The 23,475-nt window shown below is 54.4% G+C and carries 21 protein-coding genes; 10 read left to right on the top strand and 11 right to left on the bottom strand.

The window, feature by feature from the left end; all coding sequences use genetic code 11:
- Positions 1 to 26: 26 nt before the first annotated feature.
- A complete protein-coding gene (locus AC1931_RS11250) occupies positions 27 to 311 on the top strand; it encodes a peptidylprolyl isomerase (RefSeq protein ID WP_483877363.1) in 285 nt (94 codons plus the stop codon).
- A gap of 140 nt (positions 312 to 451) precedes the next feature.
- Here the strand turns inward: AC1931_RS11250 and AC1931_RS11245 are convergent, their stop codons facing one another.
- The 10 genes from AC1931_RS11245 to AC1931_RS11200 all read right to left on the bottom strand — a co-directional run bounded on the left by AC1931_RS11245 (position 452) and on the right by AC1931_RS11200 (position 9,967).
- Entirely contained in the window at positions 452 to 1,330 is an 879-nt protein-coding gene (locus AC1931_RS11245) for a DMT family transporter (RefSeq protein WP_483877362.1), read from the bottom strand.
- Positions 1,331 to 1,369: 39 nt separating this feature from the next.
- Positions 1,370 to 1,873: a peptide deformylase gene (gene def, locus AC1931_RS11240; protein ID WP_483877361.1), complete on the bottom strand. Its 504-nt coding sequence runs from the start codon at positions 1,871 to 1,873 to the stop codon at positions 1,370 to 1,372.
- 3 nt (positions 1,874 to 1,876) lie between these two features.
- On the bottom strand, positions 1,877 to 2,416 hold the full coding sequence (locus tag AC1931_RS11235; RefSeq protein ID WP_483877360.1) for a glycine cleavage system transcriptional repressor: 540 nt from the start codon (positions 2,414 to 2,416) through the stop codon (positions 1,877 to 1,879).
- Positions 2,417 to 2,529: 113 nt separating this feature from the next.
- Positions 2,530 to 4,533, bottom strand: a complete 2,004-nt coding sequence (locus tag AC1931_RS11230) for a hybrid sensor histidine kinase/response regulator (protein WP_483877359.1) — start codon at positions 4,531 to 4,533, stop codon at positions 2,530 to 2,532.
- Positions 4,534 to 4,548: 15 nt separating this feature from the next.
- On the bottom strand, positions 4,549 to 5,457 hold the full coding sequence (locus AC1931_RS11225; protein ID WP_483877358.1) for a UbiA family prenyltransferase: 909 nt from the start codon (positions 5,455 to 5,457) through the stop codon (positions 4,549 to 4,551).
- Positions 5,458 to 5,469: 12 nt separating this feature from the next.
- A complete protein-coding gene (gene coxB / locus AC1931_RS11220; protein ID WP_483877357.1) occupies positions 5,470 to 6,687 on the bottom strand; it encodes a cytochrome c oxidase subunit II in 1,218 nt (405 codons plus the stop codon).
- Positions 6,684 to 6,980 carry a cytochrome C oxidase subunit IV family protein gene (locus tag AC1931_RS11215; RefSeq protein ID WP_483877356.1) on the bottom strand — a complete coding sequence of 99 codons (297 nt, stop codon included), beginning with the start codon at positions 6,978 to 6,980 and terminating at the stop codon, positions 6,684 to 6,686. Before AC1931_RS11215 ends, coxB begins: the two co-directional genes overlap by 4 nt.
- A gap of 17 nt (positions 6,981 to 6,997) precedes the next feature.
- A complete protein-coding gene (locus AC1931_RS11210; RefSeq protein WP_483877355.1) occupies positions 6,998 to 7,597 on the bottom strand; it encodes a cytochrome c oxidase subunit 3 family protein in 600 nt (199 codons plus the stop codon).
- A complete protein-coding gene (locus AC1931_RS11205) occupies positions 7,587 to 9,212 on the bottom strand; it encodes a cytochrome c oxidase subunit I (protein ID WP_483877354.1) in 1,626 nt (541 codons plus the stop codon). The genes AC1931_RS11210 and AC1931_RS11205 overlap by 11 nt, the downstream gene beginning before the upstream one ends.
- Positions 9,209 to 9,967 carry an SCO family protein gene (locus tag AC1931_RS11200; RefSeq protein ID WP_483877353.1) on the bottom strand — a complete coding sequence of 253 codons (759 nt, stop codon included), beginning with the start codon at positions 9,965 to 9,967 and terminating at the stop codon, positions 9,209 to 9,211. Before AC1931_RS11200 ends, AC1931_RS11205 begins: the two co-directional genes overlap by 4 nt.
- Positions 9,968 to 10,247: 280 nt before the next feature.
- On the opposite strand from AC1931_RS11200, the gene AC1931_RS11195 reads away from it, so the two are divergent.
- Positions 10,248 to 11,378 carry a two-component system sensor histidine kinase NtrB gene (locus AC1931_RS11195; protein ID WP_483877352.1) on the top strand — a complete coding sequence of 377 codons (1,131 nt, stop codon included), beginning with the start codon at positions 10,248 to 10,250 and terminating at the stop codon, positions 11,376 to 11,378.
- Between the two features lie 92 nt (positions 11,379 to 11,470).
- Here the strand turns inward: AC1931_RS11195 and AC1931_RS11190 are convergent, their stop codons facing one another.
- Positions 11,471 to 11,830 carry a hypothetical protein gene (locus AC1931_RS11190; protein ID WP_483877351.1) on the bottom strand — a complete coding sequence of 120 codons (360 nt, stop codon included), beginning with the start codon at positions 11,828 to 11,830 and terminating at the stop codon, positions 11,471 to 11,473.
- A 274-nt stretch (positions 11,831 to 12,104) separates the two neighbouring features.
- Here AC1931_RS11190 and AC1931_RS11185 point away from each other — a divergent pair, with 274 nt between their 5' ends.
- The 8 genes from AC1931_RS11185 (at position 12,105) to AC1931_RS11150 (ending at position 23,369) form a co-directional block, all read left to right on the top strand.
- Complete coding sequence (locus AC1931_RS11185; protein WP_483877350.1) at positions 12,105 to 13,478, top strand: sigma-54-dependent transcriptional regulator; 1,374 nt, start codon at positions 12,105 to 12,107, stop codon at positions 13,476 to 13,478.
- Between the two features lie 186 nt (positions 13,479 to 13,664).
- Complete coding sequence (locus AC1931_RS11180) at positions 13,665 to 14,924, top strand: TolC family protein (RefSeq protein ID WP_483877349.1); 1,260 nt, start codon at positions 13,665 to 13,667, stop codon at positions 14,922 to 14,924.
- 219 nt (positions 14,925 to 15,143) lie between these two features.
- Positions 15,144 to 16,370, top strand: coding sequence for an efflux RND transporter periplasmic adaptor subunit (locus AC1931_RS11175; protein WP_483877348.1), 1,227 nt, complete (start codon positions 15,144 to 15,146; stop codon positions 16,368 to 16,370).
- A gap of 170 nt (positions 16,371 to 16,540) precedes the next feature.
- Positions 16,541 to 19,810, top strand: a complete 3,270-nt coding sequence (locus tag AC1931_RS11170; protein ID WP_483877347.1) for an efflux RND transporter permease subunit — start codon at positions 16,541 to 16,543, stop codon at positions 19,808 to 19,810.
- Complete coding sequence (locus AC1931_RS11165) at positions 19,807 to 20,328, top strand: hypothetical protein (RefSeq protein WP_483877346.1); 522 nt, start codon at positions 19,807 to 19,809, stop codon at positions 20,326 to 20,328. The genes AC1931_RS11170 and AC1931_RS11165 overlap by 4 nt, the downstream gene beginning before the upstream one ends.
- 105 nt (positions 20,329 to 20,433) lie before the next feature.
- Positions 20,434 to 20,628 carry a SlyX family protein gene (locus AC1931_RS11160; RefSeq protein WP_483877345.1) on the top strand — a complete coding sequence of 65 codons (195 nt, stop codon included), beginning with the start codon at positions 20,434 to 20,436 and terminating at the stop codon, positions 20,626 to 20,628.
- A gap of 15 nt (positions 20,629 to 20,643) precedes the next feature.
- Complete coding sequence (locus tag AC1931_RS11155) at positions 20,644 to 21,687, top strand: KamA family radical SAM protein (RefSeq protein WP_483877344.1); 1,044 nt, start codon at positions 20,644 to 20,646, stop codon at positions 21,685 to 21,687.
- Between the two features lie 434 nt (positions 21,688 to 22,121).
- A complete protein-coding gene (locus tag AC1931_RS11150) occupies positions 22,122 to 23,369 on the top strand; it encodes an L-lactate MFS transporter (RefSeq protein WP_483877343.1) in 1,248 nt (415 codons plus the stop codon).
- The last annotated feature ends 106 nt before the right edge of the window (positions 23,370 to 23,475 follow it).

Here is a 23,475-nt window from a genome sequence, read left to right as displayed (position 1 = left end):
GCCTAACCACCTAAGGAGACAGGAATATGGCAAAAGCAAGCGCGCGGCACATTCTGGTGCCATCAGAAGCGGACTGTAGTACCTTGAAAAAAATGATCGAAGGCGGCGAAGATTTTGCCGCCGTGGCGAAGCAGCATTCAAAATGCCCTTCCGGCAAGCAAGGCGGTGCCTTGGGAGAGTTTTATCCCGGACAGATGGTCAAGGAGTTTGACGAGGTGGTCTTTACCGGCGACATCGGCAAGGTTCTGGGCCCGGTCAAGACGCAATTCGGTTATCATCTGATTGAGATTACCAGCCGCACCGACTCATAGTTTCTGTCCGGAAACGGCCCTTTTCCGCAATCTCTGCGTCAATCTGCGGTTTTGCTTGTGCGGCGTAAAGTACTACGCCTTAAGCGCAACTCCTTGATTTCCTTGACCTTGCGAAAAATTGCTCGTTTCCGAATCAGAAACTATTTTCGGAGTGCCAGGGAAGCATTGGCGGAAAAAATCAGAAAGGCGCCGATCCAGCCGGTAGCTGTCAGTACCGGGTCAGCAACCAGCAACGGGCCAAGCAGGGCCGCCATGAGGATGCGGCTGGAGGAAAGGATGGAACCTTCCACCGCGGTAACAAAGACAAAGCCGTAGGTCAACAGGTACTGCCCCAATACCCCCGCCGCGGAACAGCTGAGCAGAAACAGGAGTTCAGTGCTGTCAGGCAGGAAGATTGCGTCGTGAAACAATATCAGGATAAAGACCATTCCCAGGCCAAACATGTAGAGCAGAATCGTCTGGGAATCATGGTACTGACGACTGATATTCAGGTAGATAATCGCCGCCGCGGCAGTTATTCCCGATGCCATTCCCCAGAGACTGCCCGAGCCAAAATTCATATCTCCCGGCGCCAGTACCAGCCAGATGCCGGCGAACGCCACCAGAACGATGACAAAAGACACCAGATCGCGTTGTCCGCGCAGGAAAAACCAGGAAAACAGGGCAACAAAGAGCGGATAGGTCATGTTGAGAATGTTGGCCTGGGCAACCGATCCGACCTCGACGGCTTTGTAAAAACAGAAAACTGCCGCCGTATTGGTGACGGCGCGACCGATCAGATAATGATAGTTGCGGGGCTTGGGCGATTGTCGTTGCAGCAGCATGGTGGCAGCTACGACGATCAGGCCGACCAGAAAACGGGAAAAAACGTAATAGGCTGACCCAATCTCGACATGGGCTGCGCCCCAGCGGATGATCAGGGTCGCGAGATAAAAGAAAAAGGCTGAGCCCAGCACCGCGCACCAGCCGATGGCCTGACGGGATGTTCTGGGAGTGAGGCCGGGCAGGTCGATACTCATGGGCGGCGCTTTTTTGTCATGAATGGGGTTGTTGTCAGGTTAATGTTTACGGCGGAACAGTCCGGTTTTTAAACTTGATACCCGGTCAAGAAAAAGTAATCCGTCAAGATGGTCGATTTCATGCTGGATGGCAATAGCTTCAAACCCTTCGGCACGAATAACGCAGCGCACGTTGTTTTCATCCTGATACTGGACCACAATAGCTTCCGCCCGGGTGACGTTACCGGTATAGTCTGGAACTGACATGCAGCCTTCACGTGCTTCGCAAGATCCTTCTCGTTCGATGATTTCCGGATTGACCATCTGGATCAGGCCATGATTTTCCTGTTTTTTTCCCAGCTTGCTGCTGGAGACATCCACCACGACGGCACGGCGCAGATCGCCGACCTGCGGTGCCGCAATGCCAACCGAATGCCCGGCGGCGACCATGGTATCGACCAGATCCTGGAGCAGATGGCGGACGGAATCGTCAAAAGTCTCTACCGGCTCTGAAACTTCTTTGAGCAGAGGATCCGGATACACCAGAACGGTCTTTACAGCCATTTGCTACAACTCCACTGCGATCAATGAACGTACAGAAATATCCACCTGCAATTGCCTCTTTAATTCTGCCATCCAGTTTTCCACGGCATCGATCTCAATCCTTGGCGGCAGGATCGCTTCAATCATCATGACGTAGACCGGTCTTTCTGTTGTGCCGATGAGTTTGGTGTTCAAGTCGGTAATGTTGATCTGATGCTCTCCCAGAACCTTGGCCACCTGATAGACAATTCCGGGCTTATCAGCACCGTAAACGGAAATCATGCATTGTTCACCTTCCAGTTCAGGGCTGATTTCCCCTCCCGGTTTCATGGTGCGGATGAACACCGACAGATTGGTCTCTTCGAGATGGCGAAAATCGTCTTCAAACTGATCCTTGGAAGTGATGTTCGGATTGGAGATGATCAGGATCATGGAGAACTGACCGCCTAAGATCGAGCAACTTGAATCAGCGATATTGAAGCCGAGGCGGTAGAGAATTTCCGTCACCTGGGCAACGATACCGGGACGATCACGACCGATGATCGTCAGGGCAAAATATTGCATAATTCCTCCTTAAGGACACAAGATGAGAACAATTGATAATGCCTTATTTGTTGTGGGCAGGCAAGATTGGCTGGATTGGTTTTAAAGAGTTCAGATCGAGTTGATACTGCGCCTCAACAAACATCCAGTTGTTTGATCGCTTTTATTAATTCACCGAACTGATAGGGTTTTTTCAGAAATCCGGCAAGGCCTTTGCCGACGAATTTCTGGGCGACCTCCTGCTGGTTGTAGCCGCTGCAGATAATGACTTCAACATCCTTGGTAATGCGGCGAAATTCGCGGTAAGCCTGCTCCCCGTCCATGTACGGCATGGTCAGATCCATCAGTACAAAACGGATGTCTCTGTGGTGCCGACGGAACAACTCCACGGCAGCCAATCCATCATGAGCGGTCAGTACTTCGAAGCCCAGCTCTTCAAGCATCTCCTTGCCGATTTCAAGGATCGTTTCTTCATCATCGACAAGCAGTACCAAACCGCCGGGATTGAAGGACATGTTGCTGTCAATATCGTCAACCGGAGTTTCCGGCATCGTTGAGGCCGGCAGCAGAATTTTAAAGGTGCTGCCCTTGCCAACTTCGGTGTACAGCTTGATCGCTCCCTGGTGCCCACGGACGATCCCCAGGACTGCTGCCATGCCGAGCCCGCGCCCAGTGAATTTGGTGCTGAAGAAGGGCTCGAAAATGCGATCTAACTGATCGGGTTCCATCCCGCAGCCGGTGTCGGCAACCTCGACATAGACATATCGTCCTTCCGGCAGATGTTCATCCAGCCAGGTTTCACTCAGGTACTGGGTGTCACAGTCCATGACGCCGGTGACTACCGCGATCACCCCACTGTTGTCTCCAATGGACTCAGAAGCGTTGATGACAAGATTCATGATCACCTGGTGCAATTGGGTCGCATCCGCTTCAACTGTGGGCAGATCTTCGGTGAGTTCATAGCGCAGCACCGCTTTTTTACTGACAGAAACGGCGAGGATCTGTTCCATCTCGGATACCAGTCGGGACAGATTCAGTGGTGCAACGACAAACTTGCCTTTCCCGGAATAGGCCAGCATCTGATTGGCCAGATTTGCCGCTTTGCCGGCGGCATTTTTGATCTGCATAAGGTGATTGGCAACAGCTGTTGGGTCGTTAAATCGCCGTTGAGCCAGTTCGCAATGTCCGAGCACCGCCAACAGGATATTGTTGAAGTCGTGAGCAATACCGCCGGCAAGGACCCCGAGACTCTCCAGTTTCTGGACCTGAAGCATCTGCTCTTCCAGCTTGCGTCGTTCCTCTTCGGCCTTTACCCGTTCCGTGATGTCGCGGGTGATGGAGAGAATACAGAGTTCATCGTTGATTTCGATTAAACGTGCCGACATCAGGCCGATCAGAATATGGCCATCTTTGCTGCGAAACAGTGCCTGTAACCCGTGCACCTCGCCATGTTCCCTGAGGTCGTCGACCAGTTTCTGGCGATCCTCGGCGCGGCACCAGATGTCCAGATCCCCCGGCAGGGAGGTACGGCCGATGACTTCTTCCTCAGTCCAGCCCATGGCTTTGGTGAAGCCTTCATTGATCTCAATATAGGCGCCGTCACGTAGACGGTTGATGTTGACCGCATCCGGGCTGAGCTTGAACGCCCGCGAGAACTTTTCTTCAGAGTGTCGCAGCGCCTCTTCGATTTTCTTGCGATCGCTGATGTCGCGCATAAAACAGTGATAGGTGCCATCCGGCAAGACCCTGGCACTCATTTCAATGCTGATAAGGTCTCCGCTTTTACGTAGTAGCTGTCTCTGTTGGTGAACCGTTTCGCCGGCCTGAAGCAGGTCGTAACGCAGGGGCGCGCGTTGCAGTTCATTGGCGGGGAAAAGCCGACTGATGTTCATGCCGATCAGATCATCTTGGGGATAACCGGTCAACTCGAAAGCGTAAAGATTGGCTGTGGTGATATTCCCCTGGGGGTCCCCAAGAAAGATGGCGTCTGCCGCATGTTTGATGAGATCCTGAAACCCTGAAGACTTGGTGGTGGCAGCCTTCAACTGGTTTTTCAGAGTCTGATTTTCCTGTTTCAGGGCATCGCACTCATGGATAAGCTGCTGCAGAAGTTCGACCTCATCTGGTTTTGGCACCATCTGTTATCCCCCTAATTACCCTAAAACCCGATCTGCAATCAGCACAGTAAAGAGCAACGCCATCGACAAATTTACCAGATGAAAGCGCTGCAGTGCGATTGTGTCCGTGGCACCATGCCGGGTGTTGATAAAGGCAAAGAGTAAAACCAGCAGTCCTGTTGTAAAAGAGGCCGTGATCAAGGGGTTGACGATAAAACCGAACAGGGGAAAGAGCAGGTAACAGAGGAACAGGCCGGCAATCCAGCAGTTGTTGATTTTCAACAACCGCTCGGTTGGAATCGTGTGAAACAGATCCGGCAGGCCGCTGCGTCGCAAATCATCGCGATAGCGACATAACAACAACCAGGTGTGAGGGATCTGCCAGACAAACAGGGTGCCGGCGAGAATGATGGCCGGCTGAGATAGCAGATCCCCCCCGGCAGCAGTCCAGCCGATCAGTGGTGGCAGGGCACCGCAAACAGCACCGGGCAGGGCGGCAAAAGCGGTCCTGCGTTTGAGCGGGGTGTAGATGGCGTTATACCAGATAACCGCCAGGGAGCCGATCAGCAGGGGCAGATAATCCGGCGTTTGTGCCAGCAGCGTCAAGCCGACAGCGATCTGCAGCAAGGCTGATATCAGAACCAACTTTTCGCTGAATTCAGCGGCGGGTATGGGACGCATGCAGGTGCGCAGCATGCGTTGGTCAAGATCGGCCTCTTGCCATTGATTAAGAGCCGAACTGCCACCGGCAAGTAATATTGTCCCGCCCAATACTATTGGCACCAGCCATGACCAGGCTCCGCCGGCGAAAAGATATCCGGTCAAGGCCGACAGGGCGACCATACTTGACAGCTCCAGCCGCACCAGTCGCCGCAGTGATTGGAGGTTTGTCAGCAGGCGCCCGGCCGGTGTTGTCCGACTGCCATGGGGAAGGGATAAAGACAAGGTCAGCTATCCTTACTGTTGGAGCAGATGCTCAACAATGGCATCCAGTTCTTCCGGGCTCAGATAATCACTTGACGGCATGATATCCGGATATCCTTCGACTACTTCAGAACCGGGATTAACCAAGGCGCGTAGCAGATAATCACTATCAGCCTGCTGGGTGAATTCTTCGCCATCGCGAACAAAGGTGATGTCGCGGCTCCCGATTCCCTGGAAGGTGGGCCCAATACTGGAGCTGCCGTCCGTTGAATGGCACCCGGTACAGCCGTTGATTTCGATCAGACGAGCGCCATCAATAGCCGCAGCTGTTGTTGTATCCGGTCGTCCCATCAGATAATCAACCAGCGCCTGTAGATCGTCATTGTTGAGACTGGCCTCATCGTATGATGGCATCATCGCCGGATACCCCTGGACAATTTCATCATTGGCTTCACGAATGGCTCGAATGAGATAATCATCGTCGATGGTGATTTCCTTCGTCTGCCCGTCGATCTCCACCTGTCGGGGCGATCCTGCCAGTTCAAACAGGGATGGACCGATACCGGGGGTGCCGTCGAGGCTGTGACAGCCGATACACCCCTGTTCACGCAAAACCACTAAGCCGCGATGTTCGGGCGGGGCATCAGCAACTTGCCAGGCGGCGTAATCCTCCGCGCTCAAGGCTTCGATCGTCGTGATCATGTCAGCGTGACCGGCGCCGCAGTACTCTGTACAGAAAATATCGTAACTGCCCGGTTGGGGAGCCTGAAACCAGACGAAGGTTTCCAGGCCCGGCACCATATCCTTTTTGATGCGGAAGGCCGGCACAAAAAAACTGTGAATGACATCGGTTGAACGCAGGCGCACCTTGACCGGGGTGTTGGCCGGCACATACAGACGGCTTTCGCGGCGACCGTCCTCGTATTCAAACTGCCATGACCACATGCGTGCTGTGGCGTTGACCTCCAGCGCGCCCTCCGGTACTTCAGTCAGACCGACATAATTGACCCAGCCATACCAGAACATGGTCAGTACGATCAGAGTCGGCAGTACGGTCCACGTGGTCTCCAGGACGATGCTGTGATCAACATCGGAGGTCGGCTCCGGATGCTTGGAACGGCGGTACTTGACGACAAAATAAATCGTGATAATGGTGATTCCGAGCAGCAGCAGCAAAGACAGGCCAAAGATGTAGATCATGACACCGTCAACAAGTTGAGCTGTCGGGTTATCAGCTTGAAGCAGGGTCACGGCAACACCTCGCGGTAGATAACATCGGTAAAGGTCAGACCGATGAAGATAACCAGGATAACCAGCATGGCCAGCAGGCCGATTTTAAAGAGCAGCGATTCCTGGCGCAGATGCATAAAAATAAACAGCACCAGGGCCGATTTCAGCGAGGCCACTGACAAAGCAACCCAGACATTCACCGCGCCAAAATCGAACCGGGTAACCCCGACGGTGACGCCGGTCAAGATGATCAGGGCGACCCAGGTAAGGATAAAAGTCCGGTAGGTAACCGGTTCGTGCTTTTCTTCCGACATTCAAACCTCCTGATGTTTCAGATAATCAGGTAATACAGAGGAAACAGGAAAATCCATACCAGGTCAACCAGATGCCAGTAGAGGGCCGAGTTTTCCAGCAGTACGTAACGATCACTTGTCACCTTGCCTTTGGCCACCATTACCGCCACAACCGCAATCAGGGTGGAACCAATCAGAACATGCAGACCATGCAGACCGGCCGTAAAGTAATACAGATTGAAAAATGAGGTGACCCCCGGTCCCATGTCGCGCAGGGTTTCCGACGCGGGATAAATCCCCAGGCTGATCTCGTAAGACCACTCAAAATATTTGTTGATCAAAAAAACCACAGCCAAAGCGATGGTGGCGACGCAAAGGTTGATGCACAGGCGGATCTGGTTGCGCTGAATGGCGGTAATGGCCAGGGCAATGGTCAAACTGCTGGTCAGCAGCACAACGGTATTGGCGGCACCAAACCAGACGTTGAGCTTGTTGCTGGCGGTGATGTACTCCTGCGGATAGGTGATCAGGGCGATGGCATAGAGAATAAACAAACCACTGAACAAAATCACCTCGGTATAGAGGAAGAGCCACATACCGAAACGGTCGCCGGTGTCGTCACGATGTTCAAAACTCATCTGCTCTGACTCCTTTGAAGTCGTAGGGACCACGAGTAACGACCGGATCATCCTTACCAAAGTTAAGCATCGGTGGCGGTGACGGCACCTGCCATTCAAGGGTCGCTCCACCCCAGGGGTTCATCCCGACCGGCCTGCCGTTAAGCATGCCCTTGAGCAGATTGGCGAACATCATGATCAGACCGGCCGCCAGGACCCAGGAGCCGACAGTTGCCACCAGGTTGAGGGTATGAAACTCGGGCAGGTAATCGTAGTAGCGGCGTGGCATGCCTTGAATACCGACGGCCTGCATCGCCATGTAGGTGGTGTTGAAGCCGACAAACAGCAATCCCCAGGCGATAAAAGCGATCTTGTGGTTGTACATGCGACCGGTGAACTTCGGCAGCCAGTAATGCAGCGCCCCAAAAAAGGCAAAACCGGTGCCACCGAACATGGTGTAGTGAAAATGCCCGACGACAAAGGTGGTGTCGTGCAGATGAATGTCGGCGGCGGCAGCACCAAGGGCCAATCCGCCAAGGCCGCCGATGGCGAACTGGAGGATGAAGGCGAGGGCATAAAGCATCGGCGGCGCCAGTTCGATGGATCCTTTGTAGAGGGTGGAGACCCAGTTGAAAATCTTGATAGCGCTGGGAATGGCAACGATGAAAGTCAGAAATGAAAAGACCAGGATCGCGAAATCGCTCATGCCGCTGGCATACATATGATGAGCCCAGACCAGTGAGCCGGCAAAGGCGATGGCGAGACTCGAAATCGCCATGGCCCAGTAACCGAATATCGGTTTGCGGGAAAAGGTCGGGATGATTTCAGAGATGACCCCCATGGCGGGCAGAATCATGATGTACACCGCCGGATGGGAGTAGATCCAGAACAGGTGCTGAAACAGAATCGGGTCCCCGCCGCTGGCAACATCAAACAACCCGGCGCCAAAGAAGCGCTCCAGCATCACCAGTACCAGGGTGATTCCGAGCATCGGGGTCGCTAACACCTGAATCCAGGCAGTGGCGTAGAGGGTCCAGACAAACAGGGGCAGTCGACCCCAGCCCATTCCTTCGGCGCGTAAGCGGTGGATGGTGGTGACAAAGTTGATGCCGGTCAGGATCGAGGAAAAACCGAGCATAAAGGCTGCAAAGGCGGCAAGGCTGACGTTGGTTGACGTCTGGGTACTGAAGGGGACGTAAAACGTCCAGCCGGTGTCGGGGGCGCCGGTGCCGGTAAAAATTGCCAGAATCGCCAGGATGGCGCCGCTGATATATAAATACCAGGACAACAGGTTGATTCTGGGGAAGGAAACATCCCGCGCTCCGATCTGTATCGGTAACAGCAGATTACCGAAGGCTGCCGGAATACTGGGGATAATGAACAGAAAAATCATGATAATGCCGTGGACCGTGAAGGTGGCATTATAGGTCTGTGCTGACATAATGTGCTGTCCGGGGGCGAACAGCTGCAGACGGATGGCAAGGCCGAGCATGGCAGCAACAATAAACATGGTGGTGATGCAGCCAAGATACATCATGCCGATGCGTTTGTGGTCGGTGGAGAGCAGCCAGCCCAGCACGCCGGAACGGGGGCTCTCACTGTAGAATCCGGTGTTACTCAAGGGGGATCTTGTCATGATTTTTTCTTTCTACCGCTGAAGATCAGAAACAGAAAAAAACTGCCGAGGGTCAGCAGGATCACGGTGCCGCTGACGCGCATCAGGTTGAAGACATACCGGCGGTTTTCGGGATCATAGGTAAAGCAGAACTCCAGTGCCTTGCTGATTGGTGTGCTGATACGCCCTTCAGCAGCCTCCAGAATTGCCATGGTCAGGGTGATCGGCGGGATCGATTGACCGATCAGATAGCGGACAATGGTGCCATCAGCAGCGACAATAAAAGCGGCGGTTGGGTGAACAAAGTCATCCCCCTCCTTGTAAAAAAAATAACCGGCGGAGTCAGTCAGTTTAAGGATGTTCTCCTGCTCACCAGTTAAAAAATGCCAGGCCTCGGCCGGGAAGTCGGTACGGGTGGCAGTAAGAAAGGTGCGCTGGCTGTGGGCCGCCATGGCGACGGTTTCTTCCGGGTCAAAGCTTAAGGCGATGACCTGATAATCCTTGCCGGGGGTGAGTCGCATTTTCGGCAGGGTTGACGACAGGCCGCCGAGAAGTACATTGCAGACCGTGCGACAATTGTAAAAGACCGGAACAAATAAGGTCGGGCGGTCAATCAGATCGCCAAGCTGTACCTGCTTGCCGTTCGAATCGGTAAAAGTAAGCTCCAGGGGTATTTTCTCCCCCAGTTGCATCTCCAGGGCAACCCGATTTTCCTGTGCCAGGGCGGTGGCCTGAAATAATAGATAGATAACCAGAACAATGAGAAAAGAACGCAAGAGTTGCTCCATGCAGGTGCCGAAAGTTTTTCTTCGATAGACGCTGCGGTTGTTTTGATCGCTGACAATGACGCAAGTCTACTCAACTGGTAAAGAATTGTAAATACAGTGGGGAGAAAAAGATCCCCGGTCGCGCATCTGTTATGAGCGCTATCAGCCGATGCCTGTGTCGTGACAAGGCTGAGACTGTGTTAATATGGGAAATTGTTGTTCGAATCCCGAGCGCGACCGATGGTCAATTGTTGATGACTTTCTTGAAGAAAATCCATGTGGAGCCTGTGTGGTGATCAAAGCAGACTGGAGTGACTTTTTAGCCAAACACTATCGACTGATGCTGGTGGTCAGTTTGATTCTGCTGGTCACGGTATTTCATTACCTTACCTCGACCATGCACGCACCATTCCATGATATTTACCGACGGCTTTATTACCTGCCGATTGTTCTTGGCGGCGTCTGGTTCGGGTTGCGTGGCGGGTTGCTGGCCGCTGTCTCCATCTCGCTGTTGTATCTGCCGCATGTGTTGTTGCAGTTGGTTCCCTTCCATGGGGATTTACTGGAGCAGGTGCTGGAAATGCTGCTCTATCACGTGGTCGGTGGCGTAACCGGACTGCTTTCCCAGCGCGAGCGGCATCAGCAAAAACGGTATCAGCAGACAGCAGAACGTCTTGAGCACAGTTATGCACAGCTGCGCCGACAAGCCGATGAACTGATTGCCGCAGAAATGGACCTGCGTCGCAGCGAACAGCTTTCTGCCCTGGGTGAGCTGAGTGCCGGTCTGGCCCATGAGATCCGTAACCCGCTGGGATCAATCCGGATGGCGGCCGAGGTGGTGACGGAAGGGTTGACCGTAGAAGATTCCCGCTACGAGTTCGGTCGTATCCTGCAAAAAGAAGCCCAGCGTCTTAATGGCGTACTTGAAGATTTTCTGGGGTTGGCGCGTTCACCGGCAGAAGAAGTGGAAGAGGTGGCGGTCGCAACCATGTTTGCCGAGCTTCAATTACAAATGCTCCCCATCGCGGCAGCCGTACGGGTGAAAATTGTCGTTATCGCGACCGACGAGGTTTTAGCGGTGCCTGCGGTTCCGTTGCGGCAGGCATTGTTGAATCTGGCACAGAACGCGATCCAGGCGATGCCCGGCGGCGGGGTGCTGACGTTATCGGCCCAGCGGATGGATGAAACGCTGCAGTTGCGGGTAGAAGATACGGGTGAGGGGATTGATGAAGAGACACTGCAGAAGATTTTCAGTCCGTTTTTTACCACCCGCGAAGAGGGAACCGGTCTTGGACTGGCCATCACCCAACGACTGGTGCAGCGTTTGGGCGGAAGCGTGCAGGCCACAAGCCGGCCCGGTTCCGGCACCTGTTTTACCGTCTGGTTGCCGTTAACAATGGATGGCGATCACGCACAGTGAGCACGGATTAAAAAAGCCGGAACTGCGCAGGTGCAGTTCCGGCTTCTGATGGCCGAGTCCGACAAGCGGTTAGCAATTATCGCTGGTGCTGTTCAGCACCAGCAGGGAGTGTTGGTGCCCAGCTCGACTCCGATCAGGGGTTGTCCCGCTTCAGTGCCAATCAGAGCCAGCAGTTCGGAGTTGTAATCAAAGTTTGCGCCTGCCGCTTTTGCTTTTTCGCTGCCTACGATATCGGACCCAGCTTCAGTGCCCATGGCAACCAGATCGCGAGAGCTGTAATCGTAATTTTCTGCCGTTGCCAACGCCCCGGGGGATGCAACGATCTCGACCCCTGCTTCCGTACCTATATTTTGACTGTTACCGGGGATACCCATGCCGGCGAATGAGGTTGCTGCTAGACCCAACAGGATCAATGAGGTCAACCCGCTAATAAGTGTCGATTTTGTCTTCATGACATTCTCCTTTTTCTGTCAATTAATTCACCTCGCTGCTCATCAGGAGGTGTTTCTGGTTTTGATGTCTTGTTGATGCTGTGTAATTGCAGGGAGAATGCCAACTTCAAAAAAAAACGTAACATGCTGAAATGTCTGAAATTATTTTATTTAACTAATCGCGAGTCATTTTTTATCGACTTTTATGGAGAATATTCTTCATCTTGTCGTAGAGTATTCTCCTGTCCGTATCCTTGGGTATCAGATAAAACCGACATCGTCTGGAGATGCAATAATGAGTGAAACAATCCTGGTCGTTGATGATGATCAATCCCTGCGCCGGATGATGGAATATACTCTGCAACAGGCGGATTATACCGTTACCGTTGTCAGTGATGGAGAGGAGGCCCTAAAGGTTGTTCGCAAAGAGCAACCACAATTGATCATCACCGATCTGAAGATGGAGAGGATGGGTGGGCTTGAACTGGTGGCGAATATCCGGCGGGAGTACCCGGATATCCTGATGATTGTTGTGACCGCTTTTGGCAGCGTCGAAAGCGCGGTTGAGGCGCTGCAGCGCGGTGCCCATGATTACCTGGTCAAACCCTTCACCCGGGATGTTTTGCGTCTGGCGGTGAAGCGCGCGTTGTCTTACGGTGGCTTGCAGCGGGAAAATAAACAGTTACGCGAGCGGCTTGCTCAAGGCGAAAGTTTTGAACTGGTTACCGCTGCCCCCAGAATGCAACAACTGCTCACGACCCTGGATCGGGTCGCGACCTCCGATGTGCCGGTCCTGCTGACCGGAGAAAGCGGAGTTGGTAAAGAGCTGTTGGCGCGGCGGGTTCATGACAAGAGCGCGCGTGCGCAGCAGCCTTTTGTGGCACTGAACTGTGCCGCCATTCCGCAAGGGTTGATTGAAAGCGAACTGTTCGGCCATCTCAAAGGATCTTTCACCGGCGCTCTTAAGGATCGCAAGGGGAAATTTGAACAGGCTGACGGCGGTACCCTGTTCCTCGATGAAGTTGGTGAATTGCCTCTGGATCAACAGCCAAAACTGCTGCGCGCGTTGCAACTGGGAGAAATAGAACCGGTCGGCGGCCAGACCCGCTCCGTTGATGTGCGAGTGGTAGCTGCCACCAATCTGATTCTGGAAGATGAAATACGTCAGGGTACGTTTCGTGAGGATCTCTACTACCGGCTGGCGGTCATTCCTGTGGAGGTTCCCCCTTTGCGTCGGCGACCCGAGGATATCCCTTTGTTGGCGCGCCACTATCTACGCCAGTATGCGGCAGATCGGCAACTCTGTTTAAAGGACGACGTTGTCACCGCACTGCAACAGTATTCATGGCCTGGTAACGTCAGGGAACTGAAAAACCTGATGCAGCGGCTGGCCATTCTGTGCAATGGCGATACTGTCGAACTGGCCGATTTGTCAGCCAATCTGCGCCCCGAACCCTCATCTAGCAATCCGGGTAGTGATGCTGCTCCCGCAAAAACTGCGTTTGTGCTGCCTGCCACCGGTTATTCCCTGGAGGAGCTGGAGAAGTCGGCAGTACGCCAGGCTCTGGAGTTAAGCGGCGGCAACCAGACGCGTGCCGCTGCGCTGTTGCACATCCCGCGTCACGTCCTGCTGTACCGGCTGGAAAAATTTGGCCTGAAATCCTCCTGAATTTTCACACTTATTGCAGACTATTCCGCGGTTTGCTGTAGAATAGTCTGCAACGCCCTTCTTTTGTTCTTCTTCTGTAAGATCTATCTATCTAAAATACAACAGAAAAAAATCTGGCATGCAAACTGTAGTTGTTCTCTGGCTGATGATCGTTTTCGATCAGATTTATTGATGCCGGAGGCGCGTGTGAGAAAAACCTTTTATGGATTGGTGGCCATGACCTGGCTGCTGGTCGCTTATCCCGTTCTGGCCGCTGAGGAAAATCTCGAGGCGTTGGTGGTCCAGGCGCTGGAACAGAACCCCGACGTTGCGGTTATTGAGTCGCGCTGGCAGATGTTGCGGCATCGGGCTGTCGCCGCAGGTAGCCTCGATGATCCGATGTTGATGATCGGCGTTCGGAGTGTTCCGATAGGTTCCCCCTTTGACTTTCGCAGCGAGCCGATGTCGCAGAAGGTGATCGGCATTTCCCAGAAAATTCCCTATCGGGGCAAGCGCGGCACGCAAGCGGCAGTGGCCCGTAGTGATGCTGAGGCGGCGCGCTGGCTGGTGGCGGAACGAAAGCTTGAACTGGCGCAGATGGTGCGGGAAACCGGCTATCGTATCTATGCCAGCGACAAAAGCATTGAACTGACGCAGCAGACCCTGCAGCTGCTGGACGATCTCATCGTCCTCGCTGAGGCTCGCTACGGAGTCGGGAGGGGATCGATACAGGCCGTTTTCAACGCCCAGGTTCAGCGCTCGCGAATGCAGGAGATATTACTTAAGCGGCAACAACAGCGCAAGACGTTGCAGGCCTTCTTCAATGAACTGCTGAACCGGCCGCAAGCAACCGCGGTCGCGACCTTTCCTGAGCCGGAACTGGAGCTCATCACTGCAGTACCAGAGGTTCTGTTGCAGCGCGCCCTGGTAGAGCGGCCATTGCTGCACAGTTTGAGCGCTGAGCACCAGGCCAGCCTGTCTTCCCGGCGACTGGCTGAGCTCGATTTTTATCCCGATGTAACCTTGAATGTTGAATATATGCAACGCGACCGGCTTGCTTCCGGTATGGGAGGGGATGACATGTACAGCCTGTCACTATCATTCAACCTGCCGGTTCAGCGCGCCAGGCGGCGCGCGGCAGAACATGCGGCGGCTGCGCAAAGTGCCATGGTGACGGCGCAATTGCATCAGCTGCGCAACAGTATTGAGGGTAGCATCAGCCGGCGACTGGCTGAACTCGAACAGCGTTACGGTCAGGTACAACTCTATCGAGATGCCATTCTGCCGCAGGCGGAACAATCTCTTGAGGCATCTGTTGCCGCTTATCAGGTGGATAAACTCGATTTTTCCATGCTGCTCGCTGAGCAGATGGGGTTGTTTGCTTATCAAACGGAATACTACCAATTGCTGGCCGATTATCAGATCTCCCTGGCGCAGTTGCGTACCCTGGTTGGGGGGGAGCTGTGAGTGTCCTTTCTCGAAAATACCAGAGGGTCGGAATGCTTTCTGTTGCCGCAAAAACCCGCCTGTGGTTGCACAAAAGAGGAGAAGCCATGTCGTTGGAGTGTCCTCTCTTGCGGGCAAAACTCGCTACGTTCAGACAGTTTCCAGCTGCTTTCGAACACTCCAATGACATCGCTGGTTACCAACGTTTCGGTGCACCGATCACTTAGAACGGACATGACAATGAAAAAAATATTTCAGCTGCTTCTGACAATCCTGTTGCTGGCAGCTGCCCACGTGGCTGCCGAACCGCCCAAATATATCAGCCCGATGCATCCCTGGATCACCTCGGATGAGCCGGGACAGTGCCCGATCTGCAACATGGATCTGGTGCCCTACGATCAGTTCGAATCCGGGGAGGCCGGAAGTATTATCGAGATCGACCCGGTGGTGGTGCAGAACATGGGGGTGCGTTTAGCACAGGTAGAACGGGGCGATCTGCAGCGCAACGTCCGTACCGTGGGGATCATCACGTATGAGGAAAGTGGTCAGACCTCGGTCAACAGCAAAATCGCCGGCTGGGTGGAACATTTGAACGTTAATCAGACCGGTCAGGAGGTGAAAAAGGGGCAGTTGCTGCTGTCCATCTACAGCCCCGATCTGGTCAGTGCCCAGGAAGAGTATTTGATGGCGTTGCGCAATCTTGAGCGACTGCGGCACAGCTCCATCGCCGGGGTGGCGGACAGTGCCGAAAGATTGTTGGGCGCTGCCGAGACCCGGTTGCGCTACTGGGACATTTCCCAGGGTGACATCGACCGTTTGCGCCGGACCGGAACCGTGCAGAGAACTCTGTCCCTCTATGCTCCCTACAGCGGCGTGGTCACCGAGAAAATGGTCAATCAGGGGATGTTCGTCAATGCCGGCATGGAGCTGTACCAATTCGCTGATTTATCGCGAATCTGGGTCTACGCCGACATCTACGAGTACGAACTGCCATGGATTGTCGAGGGGATGGCGGCCGAGGTCGAGATTCCTCAATCAGGCAAGACCCTTCCCGGCAAGGTCGATCTGATTTATCCCTACGCCGACGCTACGACCCGAACCGTCAAGGCCCGCATTGCGTTGCCCAACAGGGATCGCGTCTTACGTCCCGACATGTTCGTCACGGTGCGTTTGCGGGGACGGACAGTGACGGATGTTCTGCTGGTTCCCGCCGAGGCGGTGCTTGATTCCGGTCAGCAGCAGCGGGTCTTTGTCGCCCTGGGAGAGGGCAGATTCGATCCGCGTCAGGTAGAGGTAGGCTTACGCGGCAGCAATGGACTGGTTGAAGTTCAGGGGGTTCACGAAGGGGAGCAGGTGGTGGTCAGTGCCCAGTTCATGCTTGATTCAGAAAGTCGTTTGCGGGAAGCCATAGAGAAGATGCGGACACCGGCGGCATCAGAGCCATCGCTGGATGATCTGTTTGAGTGAGCAGTGGGGTGCCTCTGCGGCCGGCATTGGAGTGTTTTCTCTTGCTGGCAAAACTCGGCTGGCGCCTTTAGACAGTTGCCCGCTGCGTTCAAACACTCCAATGCCGGCCTTTTTCGCAGCAAGACGCAACAAAGTGAGAAATGAGGCTCTGGCCATGAAAGGTTGTTTCGATGTTATCCCATGTCATTGAATGGTCGTTTCGCAACCGTTTTCTGGTGATCCTGACCACCGCTTTTCTGGTGGCGGGCGGGCTGTTTGCTCTGCGTAACACGCCCATCGATGCGATTCCCGATCTGTCGGACGTCCAGGTGATCGTCTTTACCGAGTACCCGGGGCAGGCGCCCCAGGTGGTGGAGGATCAGGTCACTTACCCCCTGACCACCCAGATGCTGGCGGTGCCGGGGGCCAAGACGGTGCGCGGTTATTCCTTCTTCGGCTATTCCTTTGTCTACGTCATCTTTGAAGACGGAACCGACCTCTACTGGGCCCGCTCGCGGGTACTGGAATATCTCAACTCTGTTTCCGGGCGACTGCCCGAGGGGATTAATCCGGTGCTGGGGCCCGATGCGAGCGGAGTCGGTTGGGTCTACCAGTATGCACTGACTTCAGACCGCCACGATCTGCAACAGCTGCGCAGTATTCAGGACTGGTACCTGCGCTATGAGCTGTCCTCGGTGGAAGGGGTGTCGGAGGTTGCCGGTCTCGGTGGCTTCGTCAAGCAGTATCAGGTGGCGATCGATCCCAACCGGTTGCTTGTCTACAACATCTCGATAACCGAACTGATGATGGCGATCCGTAATGCCAACCTCGATGTCGGCGGCGGTGCCATCGAGATGGGCGAAACCGAATTCATGGTACGTACCACGAATGGTTACGTTGGCTCCGTAGAAGATCTGAGGGAGATTGTGGTGATGGCGACCCCTGAAGGGGTCCCGATCCGGGTGGGGGATCTGGCTGATGTCCGCCTTGGTTCTGAGATGCGGCGGGGTATTGCCGAACTGAACGGTGAGGGGGAAGTGGCCGGCGGGATCATCGTCATGCGCTCGGGTGAGAATGCCCTGAAAACCATCGACCGGATCAAACAGAAACTGGAGGAGCTGAAAGACGGGTTGCCGCAAGGGGTCGCGATCGTCCCGACCTATGACCGCAGTGAACTGATCACCGGAGCGGTCAAGAACCTGCAACGCAAGTTGATTGAAGAGAGCATTGTCGTGGCCCTGGTGATTATTCTCTTCCTGTTCCACCTTCCGAGCGCCTTTGTCGTCATCCTGGCGTTGCCGGTAGCGATCCTGATGTCGTTCATCATCATGTATCTGCAGGGGATCAGTTTCAACATCATGAGCCTCGGCGGCATCGCCATTGCCATCGGCACCATGGTTGATTCGGCCATCATCATGGTCGAGAACGCTCACAAGAAGCTGGAGCATGCGCCGGCTGATGCGCCGCGCAAGTCGATCATTATCGAGGCTGCCAAAGAGGTCGGGCCGACGATCTTTTTTGCCCTGCTGGTGATTACCGTCTCCTTTGCTCCGGTGTTTACCCTGCAGGAGCAGGCCGGACGCATGTTCAAGCCGCTGGCCTATACCAAGACCTATGCCATGGCGGCAGCAGCGCTGCTCTCCATCACCCTGGTGCCGGTACTGATGAGCGTGTTTATCCGCGGACGGATTCGTGGCGAGACGGCCAACCCGATCAATCGAGGATTGATCCGGATTTATCATCCGCTGGTCGATTTTGTCCTGCGGCGGCGCAAGACGGTGCTGCTGGTCACCCTGCTGCTGCTGGTGTCGACGGCCTATCCCATCAGTCGTATCGGTAGCGAATTCATGCCGCCTCTGTATGAGGGGGATCTGCTCTACATGCCGACCACCCTGCCCGGTATCTCGGTGACCAAGGCCAGGGAACTGCTGCAACAGACGGATAAGATCATCGCCTCTTTCCCCGAGGTGGAGCGGGTGTTCGGTAAAATCGGTCGAGCCGAAACGGCCACCGACCCGGCGCCGATGATGATGCTGGAAACCACGATTCTGCTCAAGCCCCGGGAGGAATGGCGTTATCTGCCGGCGGAGCGTTTTTACAGTAACTGGTCCGCTACTCTTGATTTTCTCAAAACACCATTGCGCCGGATGTTTCCTGAATCACAGCAGATGACCATCGATCAGCTGACCGATGAGCTCAACCGGGCGGTGCGCTTTCCCGGTTTGACCAACTCCTGGACGATGCCGATCAAGACCCGGATCGACATGCTCTCCACCGGCATCAAGACCCCGGTCGGGATCAAGGTGATGGGGGATGATCTGAATGTTTTAAGTCGTCTTGCCCAAGAGATCGAAGCGGTCGTGCGGGATGTGCCCGGCACCCGTTCAGCGATAGCCGAGCGGGCGGTAGGGGGTTTCTTCCTCGATATTGAGATTGATCGAAAAGCCGCGGCCCGTTACGGAATCAATATCGGCGATATCACCACTGTTGTTCAGACCGCCATTGGCGGGATGAGTATTGCCGAAACCGTTGAAGGGCTGGAGCGCTACACCATCAATGTCCGCTATGACCGGGATTTTCGTGACGATGCTGATGGCCTGGCGCGGGTGCTGGTGCCTGCTCCGGGCGGACGCCATATTCCCCTGGCGCAGGTGGCGAATCTGGTCGTGCGCCAGGCACCTGACAGTATCAAAAGTGAAAATGCCCGGCGGACGGTCTGGGTGTATGTCGATCTGACCAGCAGCGATGTCGGCGGCTATGTTGCTGCTGCCAGAGCAGCGGTCACCGAACGGATCACCCTGCCGCCGGGCTATAACATCGTCTGGAGCGGACAGTACGAATATATCGAAGCGACCCGGGAGCGTCTGCTGGTGATTATCCCGATGACGGTTGTGGTGATTTTCGTCCTGATTTATCTGAGTACCAAATCGGTGGTCCGAACCGCCATTGTTTTTTCAGCCGTTCCTTTTTCCCTGATCGGTGCTTTCTGGCTGCTCTACCTGCTCGATTACAATATGTCGATCGGGGTCTGGGTCGGGCTGATCGCCCTGGCCGGGCTCGATGCGGAGACCGGCGTGGTGATGCTGCTGTACCTCGATCTGGCGCATAGCCGCTGGAGTGAGCAGGGGCGGATGCGCACTCGTGGCGATCTGATTCAGGCAATTCATTACGGTGCGGTGCGGCGGATCAGACCGAAGCTGATGACGGTGATCACCATTATTGTCGGTCTGATGCCGATCATGTGGAGTAGTGGTATCGGTTCCGACGTGATGAAACGGATTGCTGCACCGATGATCGGTGGCACTGTCAGTTCGCTCATTCTTGAACTGCTGGTTTATCCGGTTTTATTTTACCTCTGGCGGTCCCGTTCGCTGGATCCCAGTCCGGAGCCGACGGTTCCGGATGACGATATAACAATCATTGCGGAGCCTGTTCCGCACAACCAAGGAGAACTGACATGAAAAAAAGTATGAAACGAATTACCGGTGTGGCTTTAAGTCTGTTGTTGGTAACCGCCGGATTCTCAATGGCGATGAATCATGGTGGTGGTCACAGCGGCCATGGCAGCCAGGAGATGAAAACAACATCGGAATCAGGACATGGTGGAGGCCATATGGGGATGGAAATGAGTTCCGAAATGGAGATGCTCGGCGCCACAACCCTGGATGGCGTAAAAGCTATGGCACATATCAGCGATACGAGGGAGGCCATGGCCGCCGCCGGCATGAAACAGACCCATCACCTGATGGTAGCTTTTGAAGACGCCGCGACAATGGCGGTGATCGATTCCGGTCGGGTGGCGGTGCGTATTGTTACCCCTGGTGGCCAAACCTTGCCGGCGATTTCTCTGCAGGGCATGGACGGGGCCTTTGGTGGAGATGTTGAGCTGAGCGAAAAGGGGATCTATACCCTTCAGGTCGGCTCCCAGATGCATGATAACAGGACGCGGCAGTTCGAGTTTCAGTATCACGTGAAGTAGTTTTTTTCAGAAATCGGTTATTTTCGAAGAGATCAGCGGTTTCAACTGTTGGCATAATCCTCTTTGACAGCTATATATAGATTAGTGTGCCAGGAGGAGAGGATTATGCCTAACAGTTTGACGGAACGTCTGGACGAGCTGGAAATTCGCGCCAGCTATCAGGAGCGACTGCTGGAAGAACTCAATGCCGTTGTCACTGATTGCAACCTGCGCATTGATCAGTTGACCCGACAGAATCGCCAGTTGCAGGATATGGTGAAAAATCTCGGCGGGTCGTTGGAAGAGTCGCCCGATGAATAACGCTGAGACAGTCTGATGACGATGGATTTCTGGCAGCAGCGCCTCAAAGAAAGTTTAACGACGGTAGATGAGCTGGCCCTTCGGTTCGGGATTGATCCGGAACCTTTGCGTGAGGTGACAACGCTCTATCCGCTGAAGATTACTCCCGGCTATCTGGATTTGATTGAGACAGTCGGCGATCCGATCTGGCGCCAGTGTGTTCCCGATGTGCAGGAGCTCAAGGCTGAAGGTTTTGCCGACCCGCTGGCGGAGCAGGTCCACTCCCCGGTGCCGGCGGTTATCCACCGCTATCCCGATCGGGTCATTCTGCTGGCGTCTAACAATTGTGCCGGCTATTGCCGCTTCTGTACCCGCAAGCGCAAGGTTGGTAACAGTAAGCATGCCGTCAGTTTTCGTGAACAACGTGAAGGGATCGACTATATCGCCGGCGATAACCGGATTCGTGATGTGATTCTCTCCGGCGGCGACCCTCTGATTTTGCCCGACAACGTCCTCGAGGATCTGCTCGCCCGGATATACGCAATCCCTCACGTTGAGATCATTCGCATCGGCAGCCGGGTCCCGGTGACCCTGCCGGAGCGCATCACCCCGACGCTGTGTGAAATGCTCAAGCACTATGCCCCACTTTATCTCAATACCCACTTTAATCATCCACGTGAGCTGACGCCGGATTCTGCAGCAGCTTGTGCCCGGCTCGCTGACAGCGGCATTATCCTCGGTAACCAGACGGTGCTGCTGCGCGGGGTTAACAATGATATCGCCACCATGACTGAGCTGCTGCGCGGCTTGCTGAAAATCCGCGTGCGTCCTTATTACCTGCATCAGATGGATCTCGCCCAGGGCACCGCTCATTTCCGCACCCCCCTGCAGACCGGTCTGGACATCATCCGCAGTTTACGCGGCCCGGTGTCGGGCATGGCCTGCCCGCATTTTGTCGTTGACCTGCCTGGTGGCAAAGGGAAGGCACCGCTGCTGCCCGACGGTTTATTCCAGCGCTCCGGCAAAACGGTTATCACTACGTCAGGCGGGGAACAGGTGGAATACCCCGATCTGATGTGAGATGGTACTGCCGCTACCAGTTGTGGCCCGTTCGTAAGAGTGGATCCCCTGTCTTTATCCCCGGCACCCCTTTCATTACTTATCGTTCCTGAAGACGTCTTCCAGCGTTAATCCGAAATGTTTTGGCCGGAATCCAGCTCTTGGCTCTGGATTTCCGACAACAACACTCAGGGATGACAACATCTGATGACATGGCGAACAGCCACTGCAGGGTAAGAAAAAGCACGACAGTCTACCGAATTATATTTACAAGGGACCGGTCAAAATATATAAATGGTCATACCAATTTATTTTTTGCCACCCCTTTGCGAAAGTGGACTGTCATGAGCCGTGCTCCTTTGTCAATCAACTACAATAGCAAGTGGCCATTGTCCCACCGTCTGCACAGTGTGAACTCTGACAAGCCTTTGTCTGTACTGACAGGGCCAGTACTCTTGTCGGGAACAAAAACAGCTAAAAGTGGTGGGTTGCAGGTGGTTGTTGCCGGCCTCGGGATTAATCTGGCGTTGGGCATCCTCTACGCTTACAGTATGCTGGCGGCAGATATTGCGACACTATTTCCTGGCTCCGGTGATCCTTATGCGACCGCCTGTCTGGCCTTTGCCGCGTCGATGATCATCGGCGGAAAAATGCAGGACAAAGTTGGCCCGCGAGTGATTGCATTTCTTGGGGGATTGCTGGTCGGGGCCGGATTCCTGGTCTGCTCTCAGAGCTCCAGCTATTGGGGTTGGGTTATTGGCTTCGGGGTGCTGGCCGGTACCGGGATCGGTTTCGGTTATTCGGCTGCGACTCCTCCAGCCCTGAAATGGTTTTCACCGGCAAAAACCGGGTTGGTTGCCGGTATCGTCGTTTCCGGTTTTGGTATCGCTCCGGTCTATCTGGCCCCGGTCTGCCAATACCTGCTTGGGCACTATGGTCTTCATACAACGATGATGATTTTAGGAGTGGTCTTTATCGTAATTGTTTGCACGATGTCACTACTGTTGATTAACCCGCCGACCGGGTTTGTTCCGGCTGTACAGCATCCTCCCGAAGCCGTTGGGAAAAAAACCTGTGTGGATGCTACACTCATCCAGATGCTCAAAGAGCGGCGTTTCTACATCCTGTGGCTGATCTTTTTTGTTGGTGCCGGAGCCGGGTTGATGGTAATCGGCAGTGTCGCTGGTATCGCCAAGCAAAGTATGGGTGAAATGGCTTTTATTGCGGTTGCAGTGATGGCCATCGGTAATGCCGCCGGGCGGGTTGTTGCCGGTCTGATGTCCGATAAAATCGGCCGTGCCACGACTCTGATCCTGCTCCTTGCTCTGCAGTCGGTGCTGATGTTCGTGGCAGTGCGGGTTGTCTCCAATGAAGACTCCGGGGCTCTGCTGGTGACCCTGATGGCAACCTTTATCGGATTCAACTATGGTTCCAACCTGTCTCTCTTTCCTTCTTTTATCAAGGATTACTGGGGCACTAAAAATTACGGGACTAATTACGGTATCCTCTTCTCAGCCTGGGGCGTCGGTGCCTTTGTGCTGGTCAAACTCTCCTCCTTCATGAAAGCTACGCATGGTGGTATGGAAAGCTCCTTTATCCTGGCCGGTATCCTGTTATTGATCGGCACCGTCCTGGCCATTTCCCTGCTGCCGTTAAAAGGGACAGAGCCTGTCTTTGTTGAGAAAGAGCCTTCGAAACTGTAAATCACCTGTCCTCATGGTGACGTCAACCTGCCCGGTGCTGAACAGAAACAATTTCAAAATGATGATCATTACTGGAACCCCCGGATGAGAACGGCTTCAGCCGTGT

The sequence above is a fragment of the Pelovirga sp. C15f genome, from assembly GCF_057178085.1.
This window is presented reverse-complemented; position numbering and strand designations above follow the sequence as displayed.